Source organism: Pedococcus sp. 5OH_020, assembly GCF_027812955.1.
In the GTDB taxonomy this organism is placed as follows: domain Bacteria; phylum Actinomycetota; class Actinomycetes; order Actinomycetales; family Dermatophilaceae; genus Pedococcus.
Window position 1 is genome coordinate 594,760 of the sequence record NZ_JAPYZV010000001.1, and the last position, 21,525, is coordinate 616,284.

At 65.9% G+C, this 21,525-nt stretch carries 18 protein-coding genes and 1 pseudogene; 12 read left to right on the top strand and 7 right to left on the bottom strand.

The features are described from left to right. Positions 1 to 138: 138 nt before the first annotated feature. The 3 genes and pseudogenes from PHA84_RS02595 to PHA84_RS02605 all read left to right on the top strand — a co-directional run. Positions 139 to 777, top strand: a pseudogene (locus PHA84_RS02595) (ATPase, T2SS/T4P/T4SS family); the annotation flags it as partial. Between the two features lie 100 nt (positions 778 to 877). Further along, positions 878 to 2,521, top strand: a complete 1,644-nt coding sequence (locus PHA84_RS02600) for an SIR2 family protein (protein WP_270886528.1) — start codon at positions 878 to 880, stop codon at positions 2,519 to 2,521. 699 nt (positions 2,522 to 3,220) lie between these two features. Continuing rightward, positions 3,221 to 3,805 carry a rolling circle replication-associated protein gene (locus PHA84_RS02605; protein WP_442952804.1) on the top strand — a complete coding sequence of 195 codons (585 nt, stop codon included), beginning with the start codon at positions 3,221 to 3,223 and terminating at the stop codon, positions 3,803 to 3,805. Positions 3,806 to 3,969: 164 nt separating this feature from the next. On the opposite strand, the gene PHA84_RS02610 is transcribed toward PHA84_RS02605, so the two are convergent. Continuing rightward, positions 3,970 to 5,367 (bottom strand): recombinase family protein, encoded by a 1,398-nt coding sequence (locus tag PHA84_RS02610; RefSeq protein ID WP_270886530.1) that lies wholly within the window; start codon positions 5,365 to 5,367, stop codon positions 3,970 to 3,972. A gap of 583 nt (positions 5,368 to 5,950) precedes the next feature. Here PHA84_RS02610 and PHA84_RS02615 point away from each other — a divergent pair. Genes PHA84_RS02615 through PHA84_RS02630 form a run of 4 tightly spaced genes read left to right on the top strand, consistent with a single transcriptional unit; the run spans position 5,951 to position 11,910 of the window. Next, a complete protein-coding gene (locus PHA84_RS02615; RefSeq protein WP_270886531.1) occupies positions 5,951 to 8,713 on the top strand; it encodes a type I restriction endonuclease subunit R in 2,763 nt (920 codons plus the stop codon). 41 nt (positions 8,714 to 8,754) lie between these two features. Further along, positions 8,755 to 9,954 carry a restriction endonuclease subunit S gene (locus tag PHA84_RS02620; RefSeq protein ID WP_270886532.1) on the top strand — a complete coding sequence of 400 codons (1,200 nt, stop codon included), beginning with the start codon at positions 8,755 to 8,757 and terminating at the stop codon, positions 9,952 to 9,954. Positions 9,955 to 9,986: 32 nt separating this feature from the next. Beyond that, the gene (locus tag PHA84_RS02625; RefSeq protein ID WP_270886533.1) at positions 9,987 to 10,427 is read left to right on the top strand and encodes a hypothetical protein; all 441 of its coding nucleotides are present in this window, start codon (positions 9,987 to 9,989) and stop codon (positions 10,425 to 10,427) included. After that, positions 10,420 to 11,910 carry a type I restriction-modification system subunit M gene (locus tag PHA84_RS02630; RefSeq protein ID WP_270886534.1) on the top strand — a complete coding sequence of 497 codons (1,491 nt, stop codon included), beginning with the start codon at positions 10,420 to 10,422 and terminating at the stop codon, positions 11,908 to 11,910. Before PHA84_RS02625 ends, PHA84_RS02630 begins: the two co-directional genes overlap by 8 nt. Positions 11,911 to 12,323: 413 nt before the next feature. Here the strand turns inward: PHA84_RS02630 and PHA84_RS02635 are convergent, their stop codons facing one another. Further along, a complete protein-coding gene (locus PHA84_RS02635) occupies positions 12,324 to 13,019 on the bottom strand; it encodes a hypothetical protein (protein ID WP_270886535.1) in 696 nt (231 codons plus the stop codon). A gap of 307 nt (positions 13,020 to 13,326) precedes the next feature. Between PHA84_RS02635 and PHA84_RS02640 the strand changes: the two genes are divergently transcribed. Next, positions 13,327 to 13,698: a hypothetical protein gene (locus PHA84_RS02640; RefSeq protein ID WP_270886536.1), complete on the top strand. Its 372-nt coding sequence runs from the start codon at positions 13,327 to 13,329 to the stop codon at positions 13,696 to 13,698. A gap of 310 nt (positions 13,699 to 14,008) precedes the next feature. Here the strand turns inward: PHA84_RS02640 and PHA84_RS02645 are convergent, their stop codons facing one another. After that, the gene (locus PHA84_RS02645) at positions 14,009 to 14,893 is read right to left on the bottom strand and encodes a hypothetical protein (protein WP_270886537.1); all 885 of its coding nucleotides are present in this window, start codon (positions 14,891 to 14,893) and stop codon (positions 14,009 to 14,011) included. A 760-nt stretch (positions 14,894 to 15,653) separates the two neighbouring features. Between PHA84_RS02645 and PHA84_RS02650 the strand changes: the two genes are divergently transcribed. Further along, positions 15,654 to 16,010, top strand: a complete 357-nt coding sequence (locus PHA84_RS02650; RefSeq protein ID WP_270886538.1) for an Lsr2 family DNA-binding protein — start codon at positions 15,654 to 15,656, stop codon at positions 16,008 to 16,010. A 70-nt stretch (positions 16,011 to 16,080) separates the two neighbouring features. Here the strand turns inward: PHA84_RS02650 and PHA84_RS02655 are convergent, their stop codons facing one another. From PHA84_RS02655 to PHA84_RS02665, 3 genes are all read right to left on the bottom strand, one after another. Further along, positions 16,081 to 16,497, bottom strand: a complete 417-nt coding sequence (locus PHA84_RS02655) for a hypothetical protein (RefSeq protein WP_270886539.1) — start codon at positions 16,495 to 16,497, stop codon at positions 16,081 to 16,083. Between the two features lie 259 nt (positions 16,498 to 16,756). After that, on the bottom strand, positions 16,757 to 17,056 hold the full coding sequence (locus PHA84_RS02660; protein ID WP_270886540.1) for a hypothetical protein: 300 nt from the start codon (positions 17,054 to 17,056) through the stop codon (positions 16,757 to 16,759). Then, positions 17,053 to 17,256, bottom strand: a complete 204-nt coding sequence (locus tag PHA84_RS02665) for a ribbon-helix-helix domain-containing protein (protein WP_270886541.1) — start codon at positions 17,254 to 17,256, stop codon at positions 17,053 to 17,055. The genes PHA84_RS02660 and PHA84_RS02665 overlap by 4 nt, the downstream gene beginning before the upstream one ends. A gap of 132 nt (positions 17,257 to 17,388) precedes the next feature. Here PHA84_RS02665 and PHA84_RS02670 point away from each other — a divergent pair, with 132 nt between their 5' ends. Further along, positions 17,389 to 17,634, top strand: coding sequence for a hypothetical protein (locus PHA84_RS02670; protein ID WP_270886542.1), 246 nt, complete (start codon positions 17,389 to 17,391; stop codon positions 17,632 to 17,634). On the opposite strand, the gene PHA84_RS02675 is transcribed toward PHA84_RS02670, so the two are convergent. Next, the gene (locus PHA84_RS02675) at positions 17,631 to 18,809 is read right to left on the bottom strand and encodes a Fic family protein (protein WP_270886543.1); all 1,179 of its coding nucleotides are present in this window, start codon (positions 18,807 to 18,809) and stop codon (positions 17,631 to 17,633) included. The two genes, PHA84_RS02670 and PHA84_RS02675, sit on opposite strands and share 4 nt — an antisense overlap. 613 nt (positions 18,810 to 19,422) lie before the next feature. Here PHA84_RS02675 and PHA84_RS02680 point away from each other — a divergent pair. Both PHA84_RS02680 and PHA84_RS02685 read left to right on the top strand, forming a co-directional pair. Beyond that, positions 19,423 to 20,454, top strand: a complete 1,032-nt coding sequence (locus PHA84_RS02680) for a DUF4192 domain-containing protein (RefSeq protein WP_270886544.1) — start codon at positions 19,423 to 19,425, stop codon at positions 20,452 to 20,454. A 161-nt stretch (positions 20,455 to 20,615) separates the two neighbouring features. After that, on the top strand, positions 20,616 to 21,488 hold the full coding sequence (locus PHA84_RS02685) for a hypothetical protein (protein WP_270886545.1): 873 nt from the start codon (positions 20,616 to 20,618) through the stop codon (positions 21,486 to 21,488). Positions 21,489 to 21,525 lie beyond the last annotated feature (37 nt).

Here is a 21,525-nt window from a genome sequence, read left to right on the forward strand (position 1 = left end):
GGTCTCGGGGTGCCAGGACTCCTCCCGGCCCCGTCCAGTGATTCGACGCAAAGTTAAGTGAACCGAAGGTAACGGGGGAACCTAGCCGCGGAGTGCGTCGGGATGGCAGGGTGATCGTGCTACCAGGGGGGTGGGCGCATGACTGCAGTGGCGACGGTGGAGTCCGAGGTTCGGGAGCTCATTCGCCGCTCGGGTCTCGATCCGGCGAAGGACGGTCGAGAGCTCGACCGGCTGGTGCGCGATGCTGTGGCGGACTACGAGGAGCGCTCCCTGCACGGGGGACTTCCGGTCCTGAGCGACGTGGAGGACGCCGTCAAGTCGGTAGTCGACGCCGTAGCGGGGTTCGGTCCGCTGCAGCGGTACTTCGACGACCCGACCGTCGAGGAGATCTGGATCAACGAGCCGACGAAGGTGTTCGTCGCCCGTGCAGGCGTGGCAGAGCTCACGACGACGATCCTGACCGCCGACGAGGTACGGGATCTGGTGGAGCGGATGCTCAAGTCCAGCGGCCGGCGGGTAGACCTGTCCAGCCCCTTCGTCGATGCCGTGCTTCCGGACGGCTCGCGGCTGCACGTCGTCATCCCGGACATCACCCGCACGCACTGGTCCGTCAACGTCCGCAAGTTCGTCGTCAAGGCTTCGCATCTCGAGGACCTGGTACGGCTCGGGACGTTGACGCCCGCCTCGGCCGCCTTCCTCAGCGCAGCCGTCGCGGCCGGACTCAACATCCTCGTCGCGGGCGGCACCCAAGCCGGCAAGCCGACGAATCGTCAATGCAACCCCATCTGTTGGGATGGGGTGAACACGAGAAAATGTCGTCACCCTGGGACATACTGACGCGGTGGTAGATGTCATCAGACGCAGGCGGGCCTTTCGTATGCCCGAGGAGCTCGTTGCAGCCGTCTCGGAGCGACGAGTGATCCCCTTCGTTGGAGCGGGCTTCTCGCTGACCTTGGGGCTCCCAGACTGGGGTCAGTTGCTCGCCAATCTGTGCAAGGAGCTCGACGTGGGTCTGAGCTTCGAGGAAATCAATGACTATGCGAACAGCGACTTCCTGCAAATTGCGGAGTACCTGTACATCAAATCCGATCGACGCATTGGTCCCCTGCGCCATGTGATCGAGCAAGGCATGGTTGGAAGGGACATTAGGCCTGCGACGTCAACGCCTCACGTAGAACTGGCAAACCTAGGTGCCCCTCAGATATATACAACGAACTACGATGACATGCTTGAAAAAACGTACCGCGCGCTGGGACTGTCATTCTCAGTTGTTGCGCTACCAAAGGACGTTGCTCAGGTAAATACGCGAGACACGCAAATAATTAAATATCACGGTGACTTGCGTCATGAGGGAACGCTGGTTCTAACAGAGTCCGCTTATTACAAACGACTTGACTTTGAGTCGCCGATGGATCTTAAATTCCGATCAGATCTGTTGGGTAGATCGGTCCTGTACATGGGGTACTCGTTCCGCGACATCAATATCCGGCTCATTTGGTTCAAGTTGATGCAGATGATGCAGGACATTCCTGAATCGGATAGGCGGCCCTCGTACATCCTTCGCCTAGGGCCCAATCCTGTCCTCGACGAACTCTATAAGGACGTCGGTCTGCGGACCATCGTTCTCGACCCGGCGTCGAAGTTCAACGATCACGACCGGCGCGAGTTGCTGGGGGACTTTCTGGGGGAGCTCGCTACGCAATCCAGCCAGGCAAGCCCCCCTTCGTCCAGAGGTAAGCAGTTCGCATCTGCGGGCTTCATTCAAGAAATTGCGTTGCGCATTGGCGCAGACACTAACCCTGCGGATGAGTTCCTCCAATTTGACCTGCCCGGCTCAAATTCGGTGACGATGGCTATCCGGCGTATGGTGGTGAAGGATGTGCCCCAAGATCTTGAGGACGCGTATCGGGAAGCTTTGTATGACGGCATGGCGCACGTGACTTTCCTGCCGCCTCCATACGTGATCCCTCTTGGTCGAAAGATAAAGCAGTTCGGGCCTCACCAGAACGTTACGGAGTTCTTCCTGCGTATGCTGCGTGGCGGCAGCGAGCAGGTGCATAGTGTGCGTCCGATCTTAGGGACAGCCAGCCTCCCTTGGCAGACGATCTGGGGTGCGGAGGTCTCTGAGGCCGCAGTCCGGCGACTGGTGCGCGAAGCGAGGCGTGAACTGGCATGGACGAAAGCGGGAAACGCCGACGATGACCTCGTGTATTGCGTTGATCTGCTGAAGCGCGTCGTGTCCGGCCAAATCTTCGGTCCTACGCCTGACTCAAAGCTGATGGCGCAAGCTGCTTCGATCATCTCTGAGTCGGAACAGATCTATCCGGCAATGACATCGTATGAGCCGCCAGCCGACGGTGGTCCTTTGTTGGATGGGGCCCTGGCTCAGGTTCAAGCTCGTCGTGAGGCGATCGAGGCGGGAGAGATCAAAAAGGATCCGGAGTACGAAGGGACACGCGGGGTCCGTTTCGCGTTTGACCTTGAAGCCCCGGACGATGGAGAGGATGAGAGTACTGGCTAGGGTCGGCCAGTTGCTTGGTGTCGTGCGTGGCGGCTCTTGACTTGAATTAGCAACACAACTCGTCGGGCTGCTGGACAGGGGTGGGCGTCGTCCCATAGCGGCCGTCGTCGGGCTGCGGGGGAGCGTGTCAAGGGCGCGCAGCGGCGTAGCGGACCCTTGACGGCGCGGAGGAGCGGGCCAGAGAGTGGCGCGGCGGGACGGCGACCGCATAGGTGACCAAACGGCTGATGTTGCTGCCTGGGTATGCGCTGCTGTGATGTGCGTGCGGCGCCTCTGACCGGGGGCGAAGACAAACACAACAAAACGATGCCCTTGCCCGAGGGCGCTAAGCGAGCCAGGAACGACGAGAGAGCGTTCACGCAGACATCGCAGGGTGACGGGACCACGACTGACTGCTCATCCGCAGGGGCACAGGTCGCCCTGATCAACTAACTCACACAGGACCGGTCGAGCCAATGGCTCCCGGTCCTTTCCGCGTACCGGGGGCTCCGTTCTCGTTGCTGTGGAGTCATCGTGTCGTCGTCGGTCCGTGTGCCGCCTACCTTCTCGGGATGGTCGTTGTCGTTATGTGCCGCTGCCGGGGAGGCGGGGGGCTGCTTCGTTTCCTCGCGCCAGGAGCGGAGGGGTGGGGGGAGGCGCGGGTCGGCAGCTGATCCTGCGCGGGCCCGATTAGAGGCGGGTCGTCGCGCCCGTTCGCGGATGCGCCGGTACTGCGCGGCCAACCGGCTAAACCGGCTGGGAACGCTGACGTATCGCGGTGAGGGGTGTCACGACCCAAGGCAGGCGCGGCGCGATGTGGGTCTGTTCTTCCGAGGGCTGCGGCAGTCGCTTGGTGGGGAGTCGTTCCCGTACGTGTGGGTGCCCGAGTGGCACAAGTCCGGTCATGGGCTGCATCTGCATTTCGCGGTCGGCAAGTTCGTGCCGCGTGGGCTCATTGAGGAGGCGTGGGGTCACGGCTTCGTGCACATCAAGTTGCTGGGCGATCTCCCGGCGGGTTCCGGCTCGTTTGCCGAGGCTCGCAAGGCTGCGGGGTACCTGTCGAAGTACGTGGCGAAGTCGTTCGATGATGACCGTGATGGGGTGCTGCGTCCTGCGGGGCTGCATCGCTTCGATGTGGCGCAGGGCTTCACGCCGCGCACGATCCTGATTCGGGGTGCTACCCGTGCGGAGGTCTTGGAGCATGCGGCGGGGGCCATGGGCGGGCCACCAGATGTGTTCTGGTCGTCGGCTGAGGTTGAGGGCTGGCAGGGTGCGGCTGCGGTGTGGGTGCAATGGCGCGGCTGACCGGAGAGGAGTTGGCGGCGTGGGTCGCTGCGTCCTGTGCTCGGTCGGGGGTACCGGTGTTCGTTACCGATTCCTCGACGCTGAGCCAGGTGGGCAGGCTGGTGGGCGGTGGTCGGGGAGGGCCCGCACGGCGCGCCAGCGCCGAGGACCCGCCGCGACGGCGCTCACAACCGCCAGTGGATCTCGACGCGGGACGGGTCGATGCTGCGGGCTCCCATCGTGCCGGGACGGATGATCACGTGGTCCACGAGGGCTCGGACGATGGCGGCCTGTTGGCCTAGCGGCATGTCGCCGCTGCCCCATGCGGCGCGTAGGGCGCTGGCGTTTCCCATGTGGCCGGCGATCACGGTCGAGCCGGCCTGCTGGACCTGTCTGCGGCGGTTCGCGATGAGTCGCGCGTCGAGGGTTTGTCGGGCGGCTCGCCACTCCGGTCGGGTGAGTTCGCCTGCGGCCCACATCTCGGCCAGCTCCTCCAGCTTCGCGGCGTCGGCGGCGATGGACTCGCTCAGGGCCGCGCTGCTCTCGTCCGCCCGATGGCGTCCGTCGATTGCCGCCGCAAGTTCCGGAGTGTCGAGCCGGTACAGGATGGCATCGACGACCAGTTCCTCAACGGTTGCACTGATCATGGTTCCGCCGCAGCCCCCGAAGTCCGGTCCGGAACGGCACATGTACCGGCGACGGTTCCGGCTCTGCCCGGTGACCATCTTCGCCCCACACCTGCCGCAGCGACAGAGACCCGAGAGCAGGTAACGGCGAGGGGTTCGGTTGGTGCGCCGCGACGGGTCACTCAGAAGCGCGAGGATCTGGCTGTGTTCCTCCTCGGTGATGATCGCGGGCCACACCGCTTTGCCGATGACCTGCCCTTGGTGCTCGCGGAGCCCGGCAATCCGTGGCGACTTCAGCAGATTCCGCAGGGTCGGCGTGCGCCATTCCTTGCCCATGACGGTTCGCACGCCGCTGTCCTGAAGCCAGGTCGTCAGGCTGGTCAGCGGCTCACCTGCTAGGAGTCGCGATGCCAGGTCGCGAATGACTGCCGCCTCGGCCTCGTCCAGGGTGACTCGATCTGCTTGGTACCCGTACGCCCGAGGTCCACCACCGGACGGCTTACCGGCTTGGGCGAGTTCCAACTGCTTGCGCTTGGTCCGGCGTGACTTGGCGTCCGACTCGTTAGCGGCCACAGCACCCATCAAGCGCGCCACAAACAGTCCGTCGCTGCTTCCCAGGTCGAACTCCCCGTGCAGGGTCACCACGTCACCGACCCCGGCTCTGGCGCAGACGTCGGCGAACTCTTCAAGTTCGATGGGCCTTCGGTGCAGCCGGTCCATGTGCCAGACCAGCACCGCATCGGCTTGCCGGTCGCGGATCGCGTCGAGCATCGCCCGGTACTGCGGACGGGTCTTGCCGTTGTAGGCCGACACGTCGTCGTCGACGAACTCGGCAACGACGGGCCATCCACGTCGCTGAGCCTCCGCTCGGCAGTCGGCGAGTTGGCGCGTGACGCCGCCCCCTTCCCCGGTGCGGTCCTGGGAGATGCGGGCGTAGATGACTGCATGCTTGGGCATGGGGGCAGACTAGCAATTAGCGGGCAAGACCACCCTGCTGAACTGCATTGCCTCGGCCATCCCGCCGCGCGAACGCGTCGTGACGTGCGAAGAGGTGTTCGAGCTACCAAGGGCGAAATAAACACAGATGTGCCTCGACGGGCTTAGAGCTGTGTTGTGGGATCTGTCGGCAGCGGCAGCGTAAGGCAGACGGCACTAGTAGATCCAGAACTACCCCCGCAGCGTCGGTCATCGTTGGTGACGTTGGCTGAGGGGCTGTGGCCTGCAAAAACGGCTCGCGAGGCGTCGGTCAGCGTTGGCACCCGCTGGTGGTCTTGCGGACTTTTTGCGGACTGCTCAGGAGTCCGGCTCCAAGACGGGGCCATCGTCCCGAGGTAAGCCGCTCGTCGGGACACAGTCGGTGGCTCCGCCCAGCGGTCGTTCGGATCCAGGTCTCCAACCGAGGAGGCCATTCGCTCCGCCAAATTCCCGGCGGTTGCCTTCGGCCCGTGGCCGGCGCAGTCATGCGTGGAGGCTCAGAGTTTTCGTCGTGACGGAGCGATATGTCCTATCTGGCGTCAGCATGCTGGCTATCGTGACTCCCGTGGGGGAACTCGACGGCGCGGCGAGGCTCGCAGCTGAGCAGCGGGCCCGGGTGGTCATCGACCGCCAGCTGACCAGCGCGGGCTGGGCGGTCCAGGACAAGAAGGACCTGAACCTGTTCGCCTCCGACGGCGTGGCCTGCCGGGAGGTGGTCATGAAGGCCGGCCACGGTCGGGCCGACTACGTCCTTTACGTGGACAAGAAGGCCGTGGGCGTCATCGAGGCCAAGCCGGAGGGCACCGCTCTTTCCGGGGTCGAGTGGCAGTCAGGCATGTACGCCGAGGGCCTTCCGACGGACGTGCGGCTCCGCGCGCTGACCGTCGACGGACGTCTCCCATTCGTGTTCGAGGCAAGCGGCACCGAGACCCACTTCACCAACGGCTACGACCCCGACGCCCGAGCACGACGACTGTTCAACTTCCCCAGGCCGGGCACGCTGGCCAAGATCCTCCGCGACGCGGAAGCCGACCCAGACCAGCCGACGTGGCGCGCCAGAGTCCGCCATCTTCCCGAGCTCGACACCCGGCCGCTGCGCCCCGCTCAGATCACCGCCATCGGCGGCATCGAGAACAGCCTCATCAACCAGCAGTTCGACCGGTCGCTGGTGCAGATGGCCACCGGCGCCGGCAAGACCTTCACCGCCGTGACCACCGCCTACCGGCTGCTGCGATTCGGCGGGTTCCAACGGATCCTGTTCCTCGTCGACCGCAACAACCTCGCCGAGCAGACTCTCGCCGAGTTCCAGAACTACCGGACGCCTGGCGACGGCCGGCGGTTCACCGAGATCTACGGCGTCGACAAGCTGTCCTCCGCCGGCATGCTCCAGTCCTCCAGCGTCGTCGTTTCGACCATCCAGCGCGTCTTCAAGGCCTTGGAGAACGAAGAGGTCACCACTGGCGATGACCCCGGCCTCGATGACTACGTCCCCGACGCACCGGTAGCGGTCGCGTACAACCCCGCGATGCCGCCGGAGACGTTCGACCTAGTGATCGTCGACGAGGCGCACCGCTCCATCTACGGGGTGTGGCGCGGCGTCCTGGAGTACTTCGACGCCCACGTCGTCGGCCTCACCGCCACCCCCGGCAAACAGACCTTCGCGTTCTTCCGCCAGAACCTCGTCTCGGAGTACACCTACCCCCAGTCCGTCGCCGACCGGGTCAACGTCGACTTCGACCTCTACCGGATCCGCACGAACATCTCAGAGAAGGGCGCCACGATCGACGCGGGCCTGTTCGTGCCCAAGGTCGACCGCCGCACCCGGAAGGAGCGCCTGGAGCAGCTCGAGGAGGACTACGAGTACACCCACAAGCAGCTCGACCGGGCCGTCACCGCGAAATCCCAGATCCGCCTCGTCCTGGAGACGTTCCGGGATCGGCTGTTCACCGAGATCTTCCCCGGCCGCTCGACCGTGCCGAAGACGCTGATCTTCGCCAAGGACGACGCGCACGCGGAAGAGATCGTCACCACCGTCCGAGAGGTGTTCGGCAAGGGGAACGACTTCGCCGCCAAGATCACCTACGCCGCCCGAGACCCCAAGGGGCAACTGCAGGCCTTCCGCACGTCACCCTCCCTGCGGATCGCGGTCACCGTCGACATGATCGCCACCGGCACGGACGTCAAACCCCTCGAGTGCGTCTTCTTCATGCGCGACGTCCGCTCCGCGCAGTACTTCGAGCAGATGAAGGGCCGCGGAGCGCGCACCATCGCACCGGCCGACTTCCAGTCCGTGACCCCTGACGCCACCGCCAAGACCCGGTTCGTCATCGTCGACGCCGTCGGGGTTACCGAACATGACTTCGTCGAACCACCCCTTAACCGAGACAAGGCGGTCCCGCTCAAGAAGCTGCTCGACAAGGCGGCAGCACTGTCCCTGACCGAGGACGAGACCGCCACCCTCGCCTCCCGCCTGGCCAAGCTGGAGCTGGAGCTCACCCCGCAGGAGCGCGCCGAGCTCGACGACGTGGCCGGGGCACCGGTGCGCGACATCGTCCGGGCCCTGGTCGATGCAGTCGACCCCGACACCCAGGCGCACATCGCCGAGGAGGCGACAGATCGTGAGGCCGCTATCCAGGACGTGCTCGATGAGGCGATCAAACCGCTCGCCGCCAACCCGGAGCTACGGGCGCGCATCCTCGAGCTCAGGGCGACCCACGACCGGGTCATCGACGAGGTCAACCAAGACACCCTCATCGACGCGCACGGCGTCGTCGACACCACGAGGGCCAAGTCCATCGTCGCCTCATGGACCGCCTACTTGAAGGAGCACCGCGCCGAGATCACAGCCATCCAGCTTGCCACGGAGGCCAAGGAACGGCGTCTCGCCTTCGCCGACATCCAGGAGCTCGCCGACCGGATCTCCCGGCCGCCGTACAACTGGACGCCCGATCTCATCTGGGATGCCTACGCCGCCGTCGACGTCGACCGGGTTCGCCACAGCGACCACCACACCCTGACCGACCTGGTCTCTCTGCTGCGCTATACCGTCGGAGTCGACAAGCAGCTCGTTCCTTACGCCGACCAGGTCCGGGAGCGCTACGCCGCCTGGCTCGCGCAGCAAGCACAAGCCGGAACGACCTTCAGTCCCCTCGAAAGGTGGTGGCTCGACCGCATGGTTGGAATAATTGCATCATCCGCCGGCATCACCGCCGACGACCTCGACCAAGCACCCTTCACCGACAAGGGCGGCATCGACGGAGCCCTACGTGATCTCGGCAATCATGTCGACGACCTCCTCGATCAGCTGAACACGGAGCTTACCGCGTGAGGTCGTGCAGGGCCGGCTGGGAGCAGGTCCCGCTCAGTCGCGTGGCGCCGGAGGTCAAAGGCTCGATCACATGCACTCCCGGGGTCGCCTATGAGCTGTGGAGCGTTCCAGCGTTTGCGGATGGTCGCCCGGAGATCGTGGACGGCGAACAGGTCGCGAGTGCAAAGCGACCGGTTGAACCTGACGACGTCCTGATCTGCAAGATCAATCCCCGCATCAACCGGGTCTGGCAGGTAGGCCCGGCGCGTGGGCGCCCACAAGTGGCGTCGCCCGAGTGGATTACCGTGCGTCCCGGCGCTGTCGGCAGCGTCGAGCCCGCTTACCTACGCCACTACCTCTCAAGTCCATCGTTCCGCGACTGGATCGTTGGCGAGGTTTCCGGTGTGACCGGTAGCCACACTCGGGCGAAGCCCGCCCAAGTGCTGAGCCGGTTGATCCCGGTGCCACCCGTTCTCGAACAGCGTCGGATCGTCGACATCGTCGAAGACCACCTCTCCCGACTCGATGCCGCGGTGAGCGGGATGAGTACAGCACAACAACGCGTGGTCATGCTTCGTGCAGTCGCGTTCTCGACACTGTTGTCGAGAGGGAAGGCGTGCGAGGGATCGACCATCGTGTCGCTCGGCAGCATGTCAGACATCGGAACTGGCACTACCCCAAGTAGAGGCACGAAGGCGTTCTACGAGGGTGGAACGATCCCTTGGATTACCAGCGGAGACCTCCATCAAGGAGTCGTGACGGATGTCAGGCAGTTCGTCACTAAGAAGGCGCTGCGTGAGACCAGCCTTCGGTTGTATCCCAAGGGCACGCTGCTTTTGGCCATGTACGGCGAGGGCAAAACACGTGGGACGTGCGCCGAGCTTGGAGTGGAGGCAACGGTGAATCAGGCATGTGCAGCGGTTCAATTGAAGGACCAATCGACTGCGCCGTGGGTTCGTGCCGTGTTGGACGCTCAGTACGTCGGGATGCGCGGGATGGCAGCCGGCGGCGTTCAGCCGAACCTGAACCTGCGGTTGGTTCGCTCGATCGAAATTCCGATGCCCGATTTGACTACTCGTGAGCAACTGTTGGGAGAGCTCAGCGCCATTCTTGACGCCTCACGGCGCCTCGAGTCGGCCACAGCACCACTCAGATCACGCGCTGGCACGTTGCGCCGAGCGGTTTTGTCGGCCGCCTTCGCGGGCAAGCTCTCTGGGCGAAGTGCTGACGTAGAGGTCATCGAGGAGTTAGCTGGTGTTTGATTTGCGCTCCACGTCGGGTGAGCCGAGGCTCCATGACTGCTGAAGGGCAGCCGCTTGTTTCGCCGGCTTCGGCGCAGCAACTATCTCCGGACAAGGATTTCGACAACATGGTCGACAACCTCTACCACCTCTACGGCGCAGGCGAAGACGAGGAAATCTGGGAGCCGAAGACCCTCAGCGCTGACCTCATCGACCCCTCTCAGCTGATTAACGACCCCGATGACGAAGAAGGAGAGGCAAAGGGCGAGGCGATTCGCGGGGTGCGAGCTGGGACGTGGACGCCACCCTTGTTCTTGATGCACCACACCGACAATGCGCATCCGTTCGTCCTGATCGAGGGCATGCACCGCTACACAGCGGCCCACCACGAGGGGGCCGACACCATCGGCGCATGGGTCGCTCATTCCTCCTGTGGCGTCGCAGCCACGGATCCCATTGGCGCAAACACCTCTGACTGGCAACCGCATGAGTGACGCACGCAGGCTTGTGGACAAGCTGTGGTCGTACTGCGACGTGCTGCGTGACGACGGTGTGGGCGTCATCGAGTACACCGAGCAGTTGACATACCTGCTCTTCCTCAAGATGACTCATGAGCGGGCCACCCGCAGGCTCAAGCCTGAACAAATCGTGCCGGACGAGTACTCGTGGCAGCGGCTGCTCGACGCGCAGGGCGACCAACTCGAGCTCACCTACACCCGCATCCTCGTCGGGCTGGCACGCGAGCCGGGCGTGATTGGAACGATCTTCCGCAAGGCACAGAACCGGATCCAGGACCCGGCCAAACTCAAGCGCCTTATCGTCGACCTGATCGACAAGGAGAACTGGTCGCAGTCGGGCACCGACATCAAGGGCGACGCCTACGAGGAGCTCCTCTCCAAGGGCGCCTCAGACAAGGGGTCCGGGGCCGGGCAGTACTTCACCCCTCGTGCGCTCATCCACGCGATCGTTGACGTGATCCGACCGACGGTGGCAGATACCGTGGTCGACCCGGCCTGCGGCACGGCCGGGTTCCTCCTCGTCGCGCACGAGCGTGCCTCCCTTGGGGCGGAGTCCATGACCCCAACCGAGCGGGACAAGCTGCGGGACGGCTTAGTCCGCGGGTACGAGCTCGTAGACAACACTGCCCGCCTTGCCGCGATGAACCTGCTCCTGCACGGGATGGGCACAGCGAACGGCGACTCTCTCATCGAGGTTCGCGACTCTCTCATCGCTGATCCGGGACAGCGATGGTCGGTGGTGCTGTCGAACCCGCCGTTCGGGCGCAAGTCCTCACTGACGATGGTCGGTGCTGACGGCCGTGAAGTTCGTGAGGACCGGGAGATCGAGCGACAGGACTTCGTCGCCACGACGAGCAACAAGCAGCTCAACTTCGTCCAGCACATCATGACGATCCTCGACACCAACGGCCGTGCCGCCGTTGTCCTCCCCGACAACGTCCTCTTCGAGGGCGGCGCCGGCGAGACCATCCGCCGCAAGCTGCTGGCGGACTTCAACCTGCACACGATGCTCCGGTTGCCGACCGGGATCTTCTATGCCCAGGGCGTCAAGGCCAACGTGCTCTTCTTCGACAAGAAGGTTGCTCGCCCGGGGCAGCCCTGGACCGAGAAGCTCTGGGTCTACGACCTACGGACGAATATGCACTTCACCCTCAAGCAGAACCCGCTCCGCCGTGCCGACCTCGACGACTTCGTCGCCGCGTACCTGCCCGGAGAAGCGAGCGAGAGGACGGAGTCCGAGAGGTGGAAGGCTTTCACCTGCGACGAGATCATCGCCCGGGACAAGGCGAACCTTGATATCACCTGGCTGCGTGACGAGTCCCTCGAGGACCTGGACAACCTGCCCTCACCCGATGTGATCGCCCGAGAGATCGTCGAGGACCTCACCGGCGCGCTGGCCGAATTCGAGGCCGTGGCTTCTGCGCTGGAGGCACAGCTGGACACGGCAGGCGAGAGGTAGGCAGGCTGATACGGGCTGCGCTTGCGATGCCTCCTTGCGCGCGAGCAGGGCTGCTCCAACATCAAGCTGTCTTCCGCAGGATGGACACCATCGTGGCGTCCGGAGGTGACGACCGTGTCCAGCCATCACTGCAGTTCAGAGCGTCGTGGACGCAGTCGGACATGGTCGGACACCCCCGTGGGATAGACGCCGGCCCGTGCATGCATCACCGAACGATCGCGCCTGGTAGAGACCGTGACGAGGCGTGCTGTCGTTCCCACCGTCCCAAGGCGTCCGTGGCGCCCGCGGCCGCCGTGAACTGCGTAGATGCGCGGACGCTGTCACGCAGTCCGGGCCCCTTGAAGGTGTCCGGCGCTTCGTCGCCGGCCCTCCAAGCGGCGCCAACGGAGTTGTAGCGATAAGCGCTCTCAGCTTCAGCGGGCGGCCTTCCCGACGTCAGTGAAGGTGTACTCGGGTGCGCTAAAGGACAGTGCCGGAATGACAGTGAACGTCGCGAGTTCGGCCTTCGGCACCTTGAACGTCATCCACACCTTCGTTGAGGACGCAGGCCCGACCTGGTCGGGAACAGGGTCCATGGCCAGAACGTCGTCGCCGGCCCAGCTGAGGATGTCGGCGTCAAACTGGTTGGCGCCGTACCGGCCCTTCATGAAGATGTTCTGGCCCTCGAACTTCAGCGGCTGCGACGTCGGGTTCTGGAGGCGCAGGGTCACTTTGATGGCAACTTCGTTGGGGAGGACGTCGGGTCCGCTGCCCTTCTCGACGTTGTATGAGCCCGGAATGACCTTCTCCACCTGTGCGCTCGTGTACAGCTTGGCTTCGGCGAACTCGACGATGATCCCTTCGGGTGTCGTCATCTTGCGACCGGCCGTCTGCAGGACCGAGCTACTCGTTGGGCTCTCCGAGCCCGTGCCCGTCTGTTCGTTCAGGGGTGTGCCGACGGGCGCGGGGCTGGAGGGGGTGCTCGCTGCGCTCGTGGGAGTGGCCGCCGACTGCGAACTGTTCGAGGCCGCCGGCGAGGTTGGAGGCTGCGGACCGGTGGATCCGCAGGCGGTGAGAGCGAACAGTGCAGTGGCGCTCAGGGCGATCGCCCCCTGTCGATATGCCGTCATGCTCTCGTTCTATCCCATAACTTCATCGTTGCGTCGGGAGTGGACGCCCGTGGCGGAACAGACTGACACGCATCGGTAGGAGGGCGACGGGGCCGCGCTGAATGCTCGGCTGCAGATGTGCCGCGCCCACCTGCACACGGCCCGGCGCCCGGTCTGTTGAAGCCCTCTCGGGCGCTACGGCCCGCAACGGCACCCGGCGTCATGGCCGAGGTCGAGAGGGCGCTCGGGCGCTTGGAGTGTCGGTGCTCGCTGAGAGGCTGTTCGCATGCAGGTTGAGCGAGCTCCGTGCCCGATCTGTCGTGCACCGATGACGGACGACGATGGCGCGAGGACGAAGAAGGGTCATCCGGTTCACGCCCTGTGCCTGGAGCAGGCTCGCATGGCAGGCGCCCGGATCCAGGCACCCAACAACATGCAGCACTCCGGGCCGAAGAAGGAGCGCGCAGGTCTCACGGCGAGTCGGCCCGGCCGCTGCCCAATCTGCATGCGCCTCTTTGGTGCGGGCACGCCCATTGGTCCCTGCCTCGACGGGCAGTGGGGCCATGCCTCGTGTGCCGGGGCGCAGCAGGCGGCGGCTCGGAACAAGGCCGAGATCCTCGCCGGTGAGACCTACCGCTCGCGTCGGGAGAGCACATGGCGTCGCGGCGTCTCGCCGGGGAGTTCACGTCGCAAGACGTGACCGGGTCACGCGAGGATCGGTGCCCTGAAGAGCAGCCCGAGAGAGTTGCCCCGATCCCGCCCTGGGCGGTACCACCACGGTCGGGGCTTTTCCGCTCGGTCGCGATCCGCTCGTAGGTCAGCCCTCGGTGTGCATCGCGGTCGCGAGGGCGCGGTGCCGGCCGTCCACTCGGGGGGGCGGCGACGCGCATGGCCGCCTCCGACCCTGCCCGGCGTCGCTGCCGCGCAGGCCCGAGATCCGCCGCGGACCCGCAGGCATAGGCATGCTGCGCCAGAAGCGCAACGCGGGGTGGACCGAGGCTGGCCGTGCCTCAGGTGAAGCAGGGACCGCCGCCGAGGCGGCGCAGGCCTTCCAGGTCGCCGTCGGCGAAGGTCAGCTGCCGGCTGTTCCGGGGTGCCATGAGCTGGCTGGTGTCGTCGATGTGGGTGAGCCCGGCGAGGTGGGCCAGCTCGTGCAGGACGATGGCCTGGCCCTGCCACCAGCCGTCGCCCGGGCGGTTCAGGATCTGGGTGAACGACGGCCCGTCCAGGTACACGGTGCCGCTGACCCAGTGCTTGTCTCGCTCGGATGTGTATGGTGCCCCCGCCGGTCCGGCAAGCCCCGCGACGGAGCCGGCAAGCTCAGGAACTCGGGTGGGGTCCGTCCAGGCGACGAGCACCGGAGACCAGCGGTCTCCATACCGTCCCGGATCCGTCGGCGGACGCTGCGACGCGGGTGGCTCGTCCGTGGCCCCGTCGAGGACGAACCGCAGTCCTGTGACGCGGCTGACCTCACCAAGCCCGGTCGACAGGAGCTTGGCCGCCCCGGGTGGTGCCGACGCCGAGTTGACGACGACGTGGATGGGGCGGCAGGGGTCCCACCGGACCGGCTCGCTGCCCGGGCCGCTGAGGGTGTCCATGAACGCGTAGGCGAGTGACCGGCTCCGTGGGGCACTGGGGGCGCCGAGCGGGTGGTTGGAGGCGTCGGCGGGGACCGGCGGCCATGACGCTCGCGCACCGGCTCCGGTCACCGGGCTGCCGAGGGGCCCGGTCGCGAGGTCGCCGAGCGGAGCGACCGGAATGCCGGCGATGCTCCTGTCGGTGGACTCCCCGACCACCTGGTCGCGCAGCCACAAGGCACCGACCACCAGTGAGAGCGCGACGACCAGGGGGACCAGGGCGGACGGCGACCGGCGTGAGCGCCGGGGCCTTCTCATTGCGGGCTGCGGGATCGGGGGTGCCGAGACCGCCGGCATGCGATGCCCGCTGGACTGGCGACGGCGAGGCCGGGCCCGGCCGGCCTGCACGTCGGCGAGGCACCACAGGCATAGGGCGCGCCCAGTGCCCGGGTCCACGCCGACTCGTTCACCTGCCACGAGCAGCTCTCCGCACGCGCACCGCACGTTGTCGGGCAGCGTGGTTACCCCTATGCCGTTGCCGATGTCCAAAGCCCTGCCCTCTGCCGCTCACCTGTGCGGAACACCGTGGCCGACCCACACGCGAGATGTGGCGTGACCTCGTAAACGGCCGCGAAAATCAGCCGTTCGGCTGAGGCTGAACGCGGTCGCGGGAACCCCCGTGTCAGGCAGTGCCTCTACGCATCTGCTCAGCCCGAATGAGGGCGCTGCGCCGCTCTCGCGCAGTGCGATCGAGGGGTGGACGCGCGCCACGAAGACGCATGTCGTGATGCCTCCTTCGCCATGCAGCACAACGAAGGAGGAGAACCATGAGTCGGTCACCAGCAGGGTGGTACCCGCGCAGGATGACGCCCGTCAGTTGTACCGGCACGGGCAACGCTGGACGGAGCACTTGACTCCGGCAGGGCGGCGTCACGGCCATCGCCCCCGGACCCTTAGGCGCAAAGCTCCACCAGCGCCGCAGAGGGGCCCTTGGCAGTCGCAGTCGGCGAGGCTGAACCTTTCACCTGTGATTGGATGCGCATTGCCCGCGGTTTCGAATACTTGGAGAGGTGAAACGTTGAAGGTCACGATCGACTCGACCGAGCCGTTGGATGATGCCCTTCGCGTCATCGGCGCCGTGTATAAGGTCAGGCTGAATGTTGTGGACGACACTGCTGAGGCCCAAGGGCCGGGCGCGGTAGCGAGCCCGCTGGTTGCGGCGCCCGAGGAGGGCAAGCCGTCTCAGCGGTCCACGCCGAGACCATCACGGCGCCGTCGGCAGAACACCACATCGAAGCGGGATGGCCGAAACGTGTTGTCTGTCAGCGTTTCCGAGATGCGCAGCTGGGCACTGGCCAACGGTCACCGGGTCAGCGCCCGGGGCACGCTGCCGACCTCGGTGACGGCTGCCTACGCGGACGCCCACAGCGGCTGACGGCAGACCCCAGCGGAGCCGCCTGACGCTCTCTTTGTGCTGGCGACGGAGGCGTCGGCCACGTCACTGGTTATCGGGCGTCGTCGGCGGTCGGCGGCACCACCACGGTGCGGGGCTTTTCTGACTGCGCCACCCCATGAGTCCCCTCCAGGCCGAGCAGGCGGCACCGCGCCTCGACGATGCGCAGAATGGCCAGCGCGGCGGCCACGTCCCCGGCCATGGCGTTCTCCCAGAGCGCGGCTTGGACGGCGTCCAGCCGCCGGGTCTCCTGGAGCCGCAGCTGGCTTATCGCTTCGGTCTCGTGGGTGGCGAGGGCGTCGCTGACGATGTGACAGACGGTGCCGCGGTTGGCGTAGCCGAGCTCGGTGGCGATGCTCTCGTAGGTCCGGCCCTGGGTGCGCAGCTCGATCGCCCGGGCGCGGCGCGCGGCCGCAAGAGCGCGGTTGCGGTGTCGACCGTCCACCGGGGGGAGCGCGGCGACGCTCATGGCGACGCCCGTTCATGCCGGCGCCGCGGACGGCGCTCAGGAGTGACCTCAGCGGCGGTCGGTATCAGGGCGTCCTGCGCCGCGGGGTGGCCCGCAACGGCTCGGCACGCCGCTCCGCCTGCGTGGGGCGGCCGCGTCTCCACGGCAGGGATGAGGAAGTGGGCGCGGTCGGTGGTTAACACCATGCTCCCACAGTACGCAGCCGGCCTGACAACGCCGCGCGCCACTCCGCGCGAGGAACGGTGCGATGGGTAGTGGGTCAGTTTGAAGGCCGCCTCGAGGCAAGCTTCCAAGACGCCCAGGCGAGCAGAAGTCCGATGATGAGGACCGCAGTCGCCAACCAGTAGGGCCGCTTGGCGACCAACAGGGAGATGCACCCGGCAAACCCCATCACAGTGAAGATGCCTGCGAACGCCAGCCGGACGAGGTGCCATAGAGAGGCTGCACCCCTCAGCCGAACCCTCGCACCGGGTGCCTCGACCTCGACCTCACTGATCTTTGAGAACTCTTCGATGTGGGCTGTGGTTTCAGGCTCTTCATCCGCAGCCCCACCGCTCATCGGACGAGAAGCTCCCGAGTCTCGCCGTCTGCCTTCTCGACAAGTAGACGGCCTCCGTCTCGCCGCGTGTCAGCAACGTACTTCTCCAAGGTGACGGCATCGCGGAGGACTGCGCTCACCGTCTTGCCTTGTTCCTTGGCGATTCGGCTGAGTTCCTCGTACACCTCTTCAGAGAACTTTACGTTGATGCGCTTCGCCATGTTCGAGTCCTTCGCGACGGCAGTGTGGGTGGGCGTCCTTTGTACAGACGATCTACCCATCCTGTGCGCGCAATATACACACGTCAAGAACTACTGCCGTGTAGTTCATCCCGCCAGGCCTAGACTTCAACCATGCTTGAGCGCTCACGCAAACGTCGTCCAGTTGACCTCAACTCGCTCGCCGCGTCCATCGTCGCCGACTCCGTGGACGAGGACAAGGACGAGCCCGCCGACGACGGCAAAGACCCGGCCGCTGTCGCGCTGGGCCGCAAGGGCGGGCTGAAGGGGGGCAAGGCACGAGCGGCCAAGCTCACGCCTGAGCAACGGTCACAGATTGCCAAGAAGGCTGCGGCCGCTAGGTGGGGCGCTCGGCGCTAAATTGAATCTACGATGTTCATTACGGCGGTACTTCCAAAGACTCGCCCATAGGACTTTCCTGTAAGCTCTTGCATAATGCCAGCTTCAACTAGGTGATCGACCATCTTGGTTGCGTTGCCGACGCTAGTGCCGTACCTCCTGGCCGTTTCGGCTATTGTCGTGAGCGGCCATTCAATCAAATCTTGCAACAGCAGGTGGATTTTCCCCGCCCAGCGCTTGTCATGCAGAGTTTGACGTGACTCTTCCAGCCAGTCGCGGAGATTAGTCGCCCCTTGAATGAGCGACTCCGCCTGTTGACAAATGGCTTCACAGAAGAATTGGATCCACGGGTCGAAATCGCCTGTACAACTTACCCGAAGCAAATTGTCCTGGTACTCCGTACGATGTTTGAGCAACCAGGGGGAAAGAGTAATGGCAGGCTGACGGATAGTGCCGTTGCGCAGCAATTGCAGGACAACGACAAGCCGCCCGAGGCGACCGTTGCCGTCTCCAAACGGGTGCAGCGTCTCGAACTGATAGTGGGCGAGGGCTGCTTGCAGAACCGGGTGGAGCCTCTGACTATCCGTCTCAGACACCCACCGCTCCCAAGCCTCCAATTGGCTTTTTAGTCGATCATCGCCGGGGGGCGGAACGAATCGTGCTTCGTATATCGGTCGATGCTTCGGACCGATCCAGACTTGCTCCTCTCGGACTGAGCCGAGCCCCCGGGGTTGTTGCCGTGAGTACTGAAACAATTCTGCTTGGAACTGTGCGAGCATGCTGATAGATAGGGGGCGGTCGCGAACTACGTCAAACGCCTCCGTGGCGACCCGCACATAGGCATGAATCTCGCGAGCTTCCGGCGACAGATGGGCCGCTCCTAGAAGCTGAGCCTCAAGGAGATCCACGAGAGGCGCGACTGTGCCCTCCAGCGCTGACGTGTCCAGTGCCTCACGATAGAGTGCCGGACGAATCAGTAGTTTGGGGTCAGGGAGTTGAGTGCATGCCTGGTCCAGTTTCCCAAGCGCATTAGCTGCCCGCGCAATAGCTGTCCAAGACGGCGACGCAAGGGGAACATCGTCAGACAGCTCGTTAGGCATGAACGCGAAGTACGCGAAAGGCCCGTGCCGGACATCCTGCCCCTGAATGGGGATCAAGCGTCCGGCTGGGCTCTGACCAAGTCGTTCGATGTCCACAACGTCACTCTATGGTGCGATCGGTTAAGTTACAAGCGTGTGATGTGAACTCCTGTACCGGTTGTACTGGCGCGTAATATCACTAAACAGCCAGAGGAGTGGCATTTGGTCAGGCATGATGGTCGGTATGGCGGACAGGTTGAGCACTGAGCATCGAGTGCGGATCGTCGGCTGTCTCGTGGAGGGCATGAGCATCCGCGCCACCGTGCGCGTGACCGGTGCCGCGAAGAACACCGGGACCAAGTTGCTCGTGGACCTCGCCGCGGCGTGTGCGGAGTACCAGGACGGTGCGTTGACCGTCTGCCGTCCACGCGCATTGAGTCCGACGAGATCTGGTCGTTCTGCCACTCCAAGGCGAAGAACGTCCCCGCCGAGCATGAGGGCGAGTTCGGCTACGGGCTCGATACCCCGGCTCAGTCAAGTGGCGATGGATTCCCTGTAACCGCAAGGCGATTCAGGGTACAATGGGTACCACGAGGTTGGGATAACCACGTCCAGATCAAGGGCTGGAGAAACCCCCTCGCAACTGCAAGCCCGCCACCGTCGTGGCGGGCTTTCTTCATGCCCGCGCACTCGCGCGCCAGCACACCACTAAACCAGAGGAGTTGTTGTGATGACCCATGCCCTGAGACTGGCCAGTCCCGGCGACCTGATCGCCGTCGTGCCCTACCTCCTCGGCTTCCACCCCACTGACAGTGTCGTCGTGCTGTGCGTGCACGACGGCCGCCTGGGCCTGCTGCAACGCCTCGACCTGCCCACCCGCGGCCAGGAGGACGACGTCGCCGACGCGCTCCTGCCCGCGCTGGTCCGTGAACGCCCCGACGCGGTGCTCGTCATCGGCTACGAGGACTCACCCCGCCAGAGCGTGCCGGTCCTGGCCGCGGTGGACCGGGCCCTGCGGACTGCGGGCATCCCGGTCAAGGACCGCCTCGTGGTCCACGACGGGCGGTGGCGGTCCCTGGACTGCGACAACCCGTCCTGCTGCCCGCCGGGCGGCACGCCGGTCCCTGATCCGGTGAACCTGCCGGCGATCGCCGCGGAGTTCGTCGGCCACGAGGTCGCGCCCCACCCGGACCGGGCCAGTCTGGCCCGGCAGCTTGAACCCCACGACGACGCACTGATCGTGGCGGCACTGATCGAGGGCCGGCACACCACCGATCGGTCCCAGGGAGTGTCGGATCCGTCGTCGGTGTGGGCGGCCGTTCTCGACGCAAGTGATACGGCTCTGCCGCTGACCGCGTCCGATGCCGCCAGTGCCGCGCTGTCGCTGGGTGATGTGCGGGTCCGTGACGCCCTGGTCGCGTGGCTCACGCCGGGCACCATCGACCCCGCGGTCTTCGCACCGGACGTGCAACGCCCTTTCTCCGGCCTGGAGCGCCCGTGGGACGAGCACGACAGCGACGCCACCGCGGTGGTCGCCCAGAACCGGGTCCAGGCCCGCCTGGTGCGGCTGTGCGCGATGCTGCCCGACCAGCACGCCGCCCCGGCGTTGACGGTGTTGGGATGCTTCACCTGGTGGCGCGGCAACGGCGCCCTGACCCGGGCCGCGCTGGACCGGGCGCTGCGCTGCCAGCCCGAGTACCGGCTGGCGCTGCTGTTGGAGGCGATGGTCGACCTGGCCATCCGCCCCCGACCGCATTCATAACGCGAGCCACCACACCGGATCACACCCTGGCCTGCCGCGCTGCGCGGCGGGCCTTTGCCATGCCCGTGCCCGTGCCCGTGCCCAGAACCTCCTGCCGCCACCCGGTGCCAGGACAACCCGTCCGCATAGGGCGGTCCAACATGAAAGCGAGAACACCCATCATGAGCACAGCCACCTACACCGCGCCGCTGCGCGCGGTCCCCGCCCCTCCCACCAGGGAACGGTTCGCCTTCCTCCTCGCCCTCCGCCGCCGGGCCCACCAGGCCCTCGACGCCGCACTGGCCCTGCCTCGCGGCGCCGCCGGCTGGGCGCTACGCCACCTGCGCGCCCTGCTCGACGGGGCAACCGACCGCCGGGGCCTGGCCTGGGCCGGCGCCCGCCTGACCGACACCCTCCGACTGGTCCGCGGGATCGGCCTGGTCCCGCTCGCCGCATCCGTGCTGAGCACGCCGCCGGTCTGGCGCACCGCCGTGCGGCTGGCCGGCGCAGCCGGGTCAGGCCTGGCGGCCCTGGGCCGCGGCGCCTGGGCCCGGATCAGCAGCCTCCTGCACCGGACTGGCAGCACCGGGGCACGGATCGCCCGGGCCCTGTCCAGCGCCGGCAGCGCACTCGCCCAGGTTGTCGGCGCGGCGGCGGCGCACCCCGCCGCCCAGCCCGTCATCCAGGCCGTCGAGTGCCTGGGCGGCCTGGTCCGCCCGGTCAGCCACGGCGTCGTCACGCACCGCCTCCTGGGCTTGCTGGTCCCGACGACGTGGCTGCGGCTCGCGGTCGAGATCGTCGCCCTGCCGCTGCTCCTCGTCCACGCACTGCCGGGAGAGGCTCGCTCCGACGCGGCCGGCACGCCACCGCTGGCACCCGTGCAGCCGAGCCCGACCGAGAACCCGACCACCCCGACCGACGCACAGGCGGCCGGGGACGGGCACGGCACGCCCCTGGCCGACTCGGCTGACGCCGACGAGCCCCTCAACCGGGCCGAGCGCCGCGCGCACCAGCAGGACCAGGCCCGGACCCGCCGGGCCCAGACCCGCCACTGACCACCCGCGCCAAGGGGTCCTCATTCGTGAGGGCCCC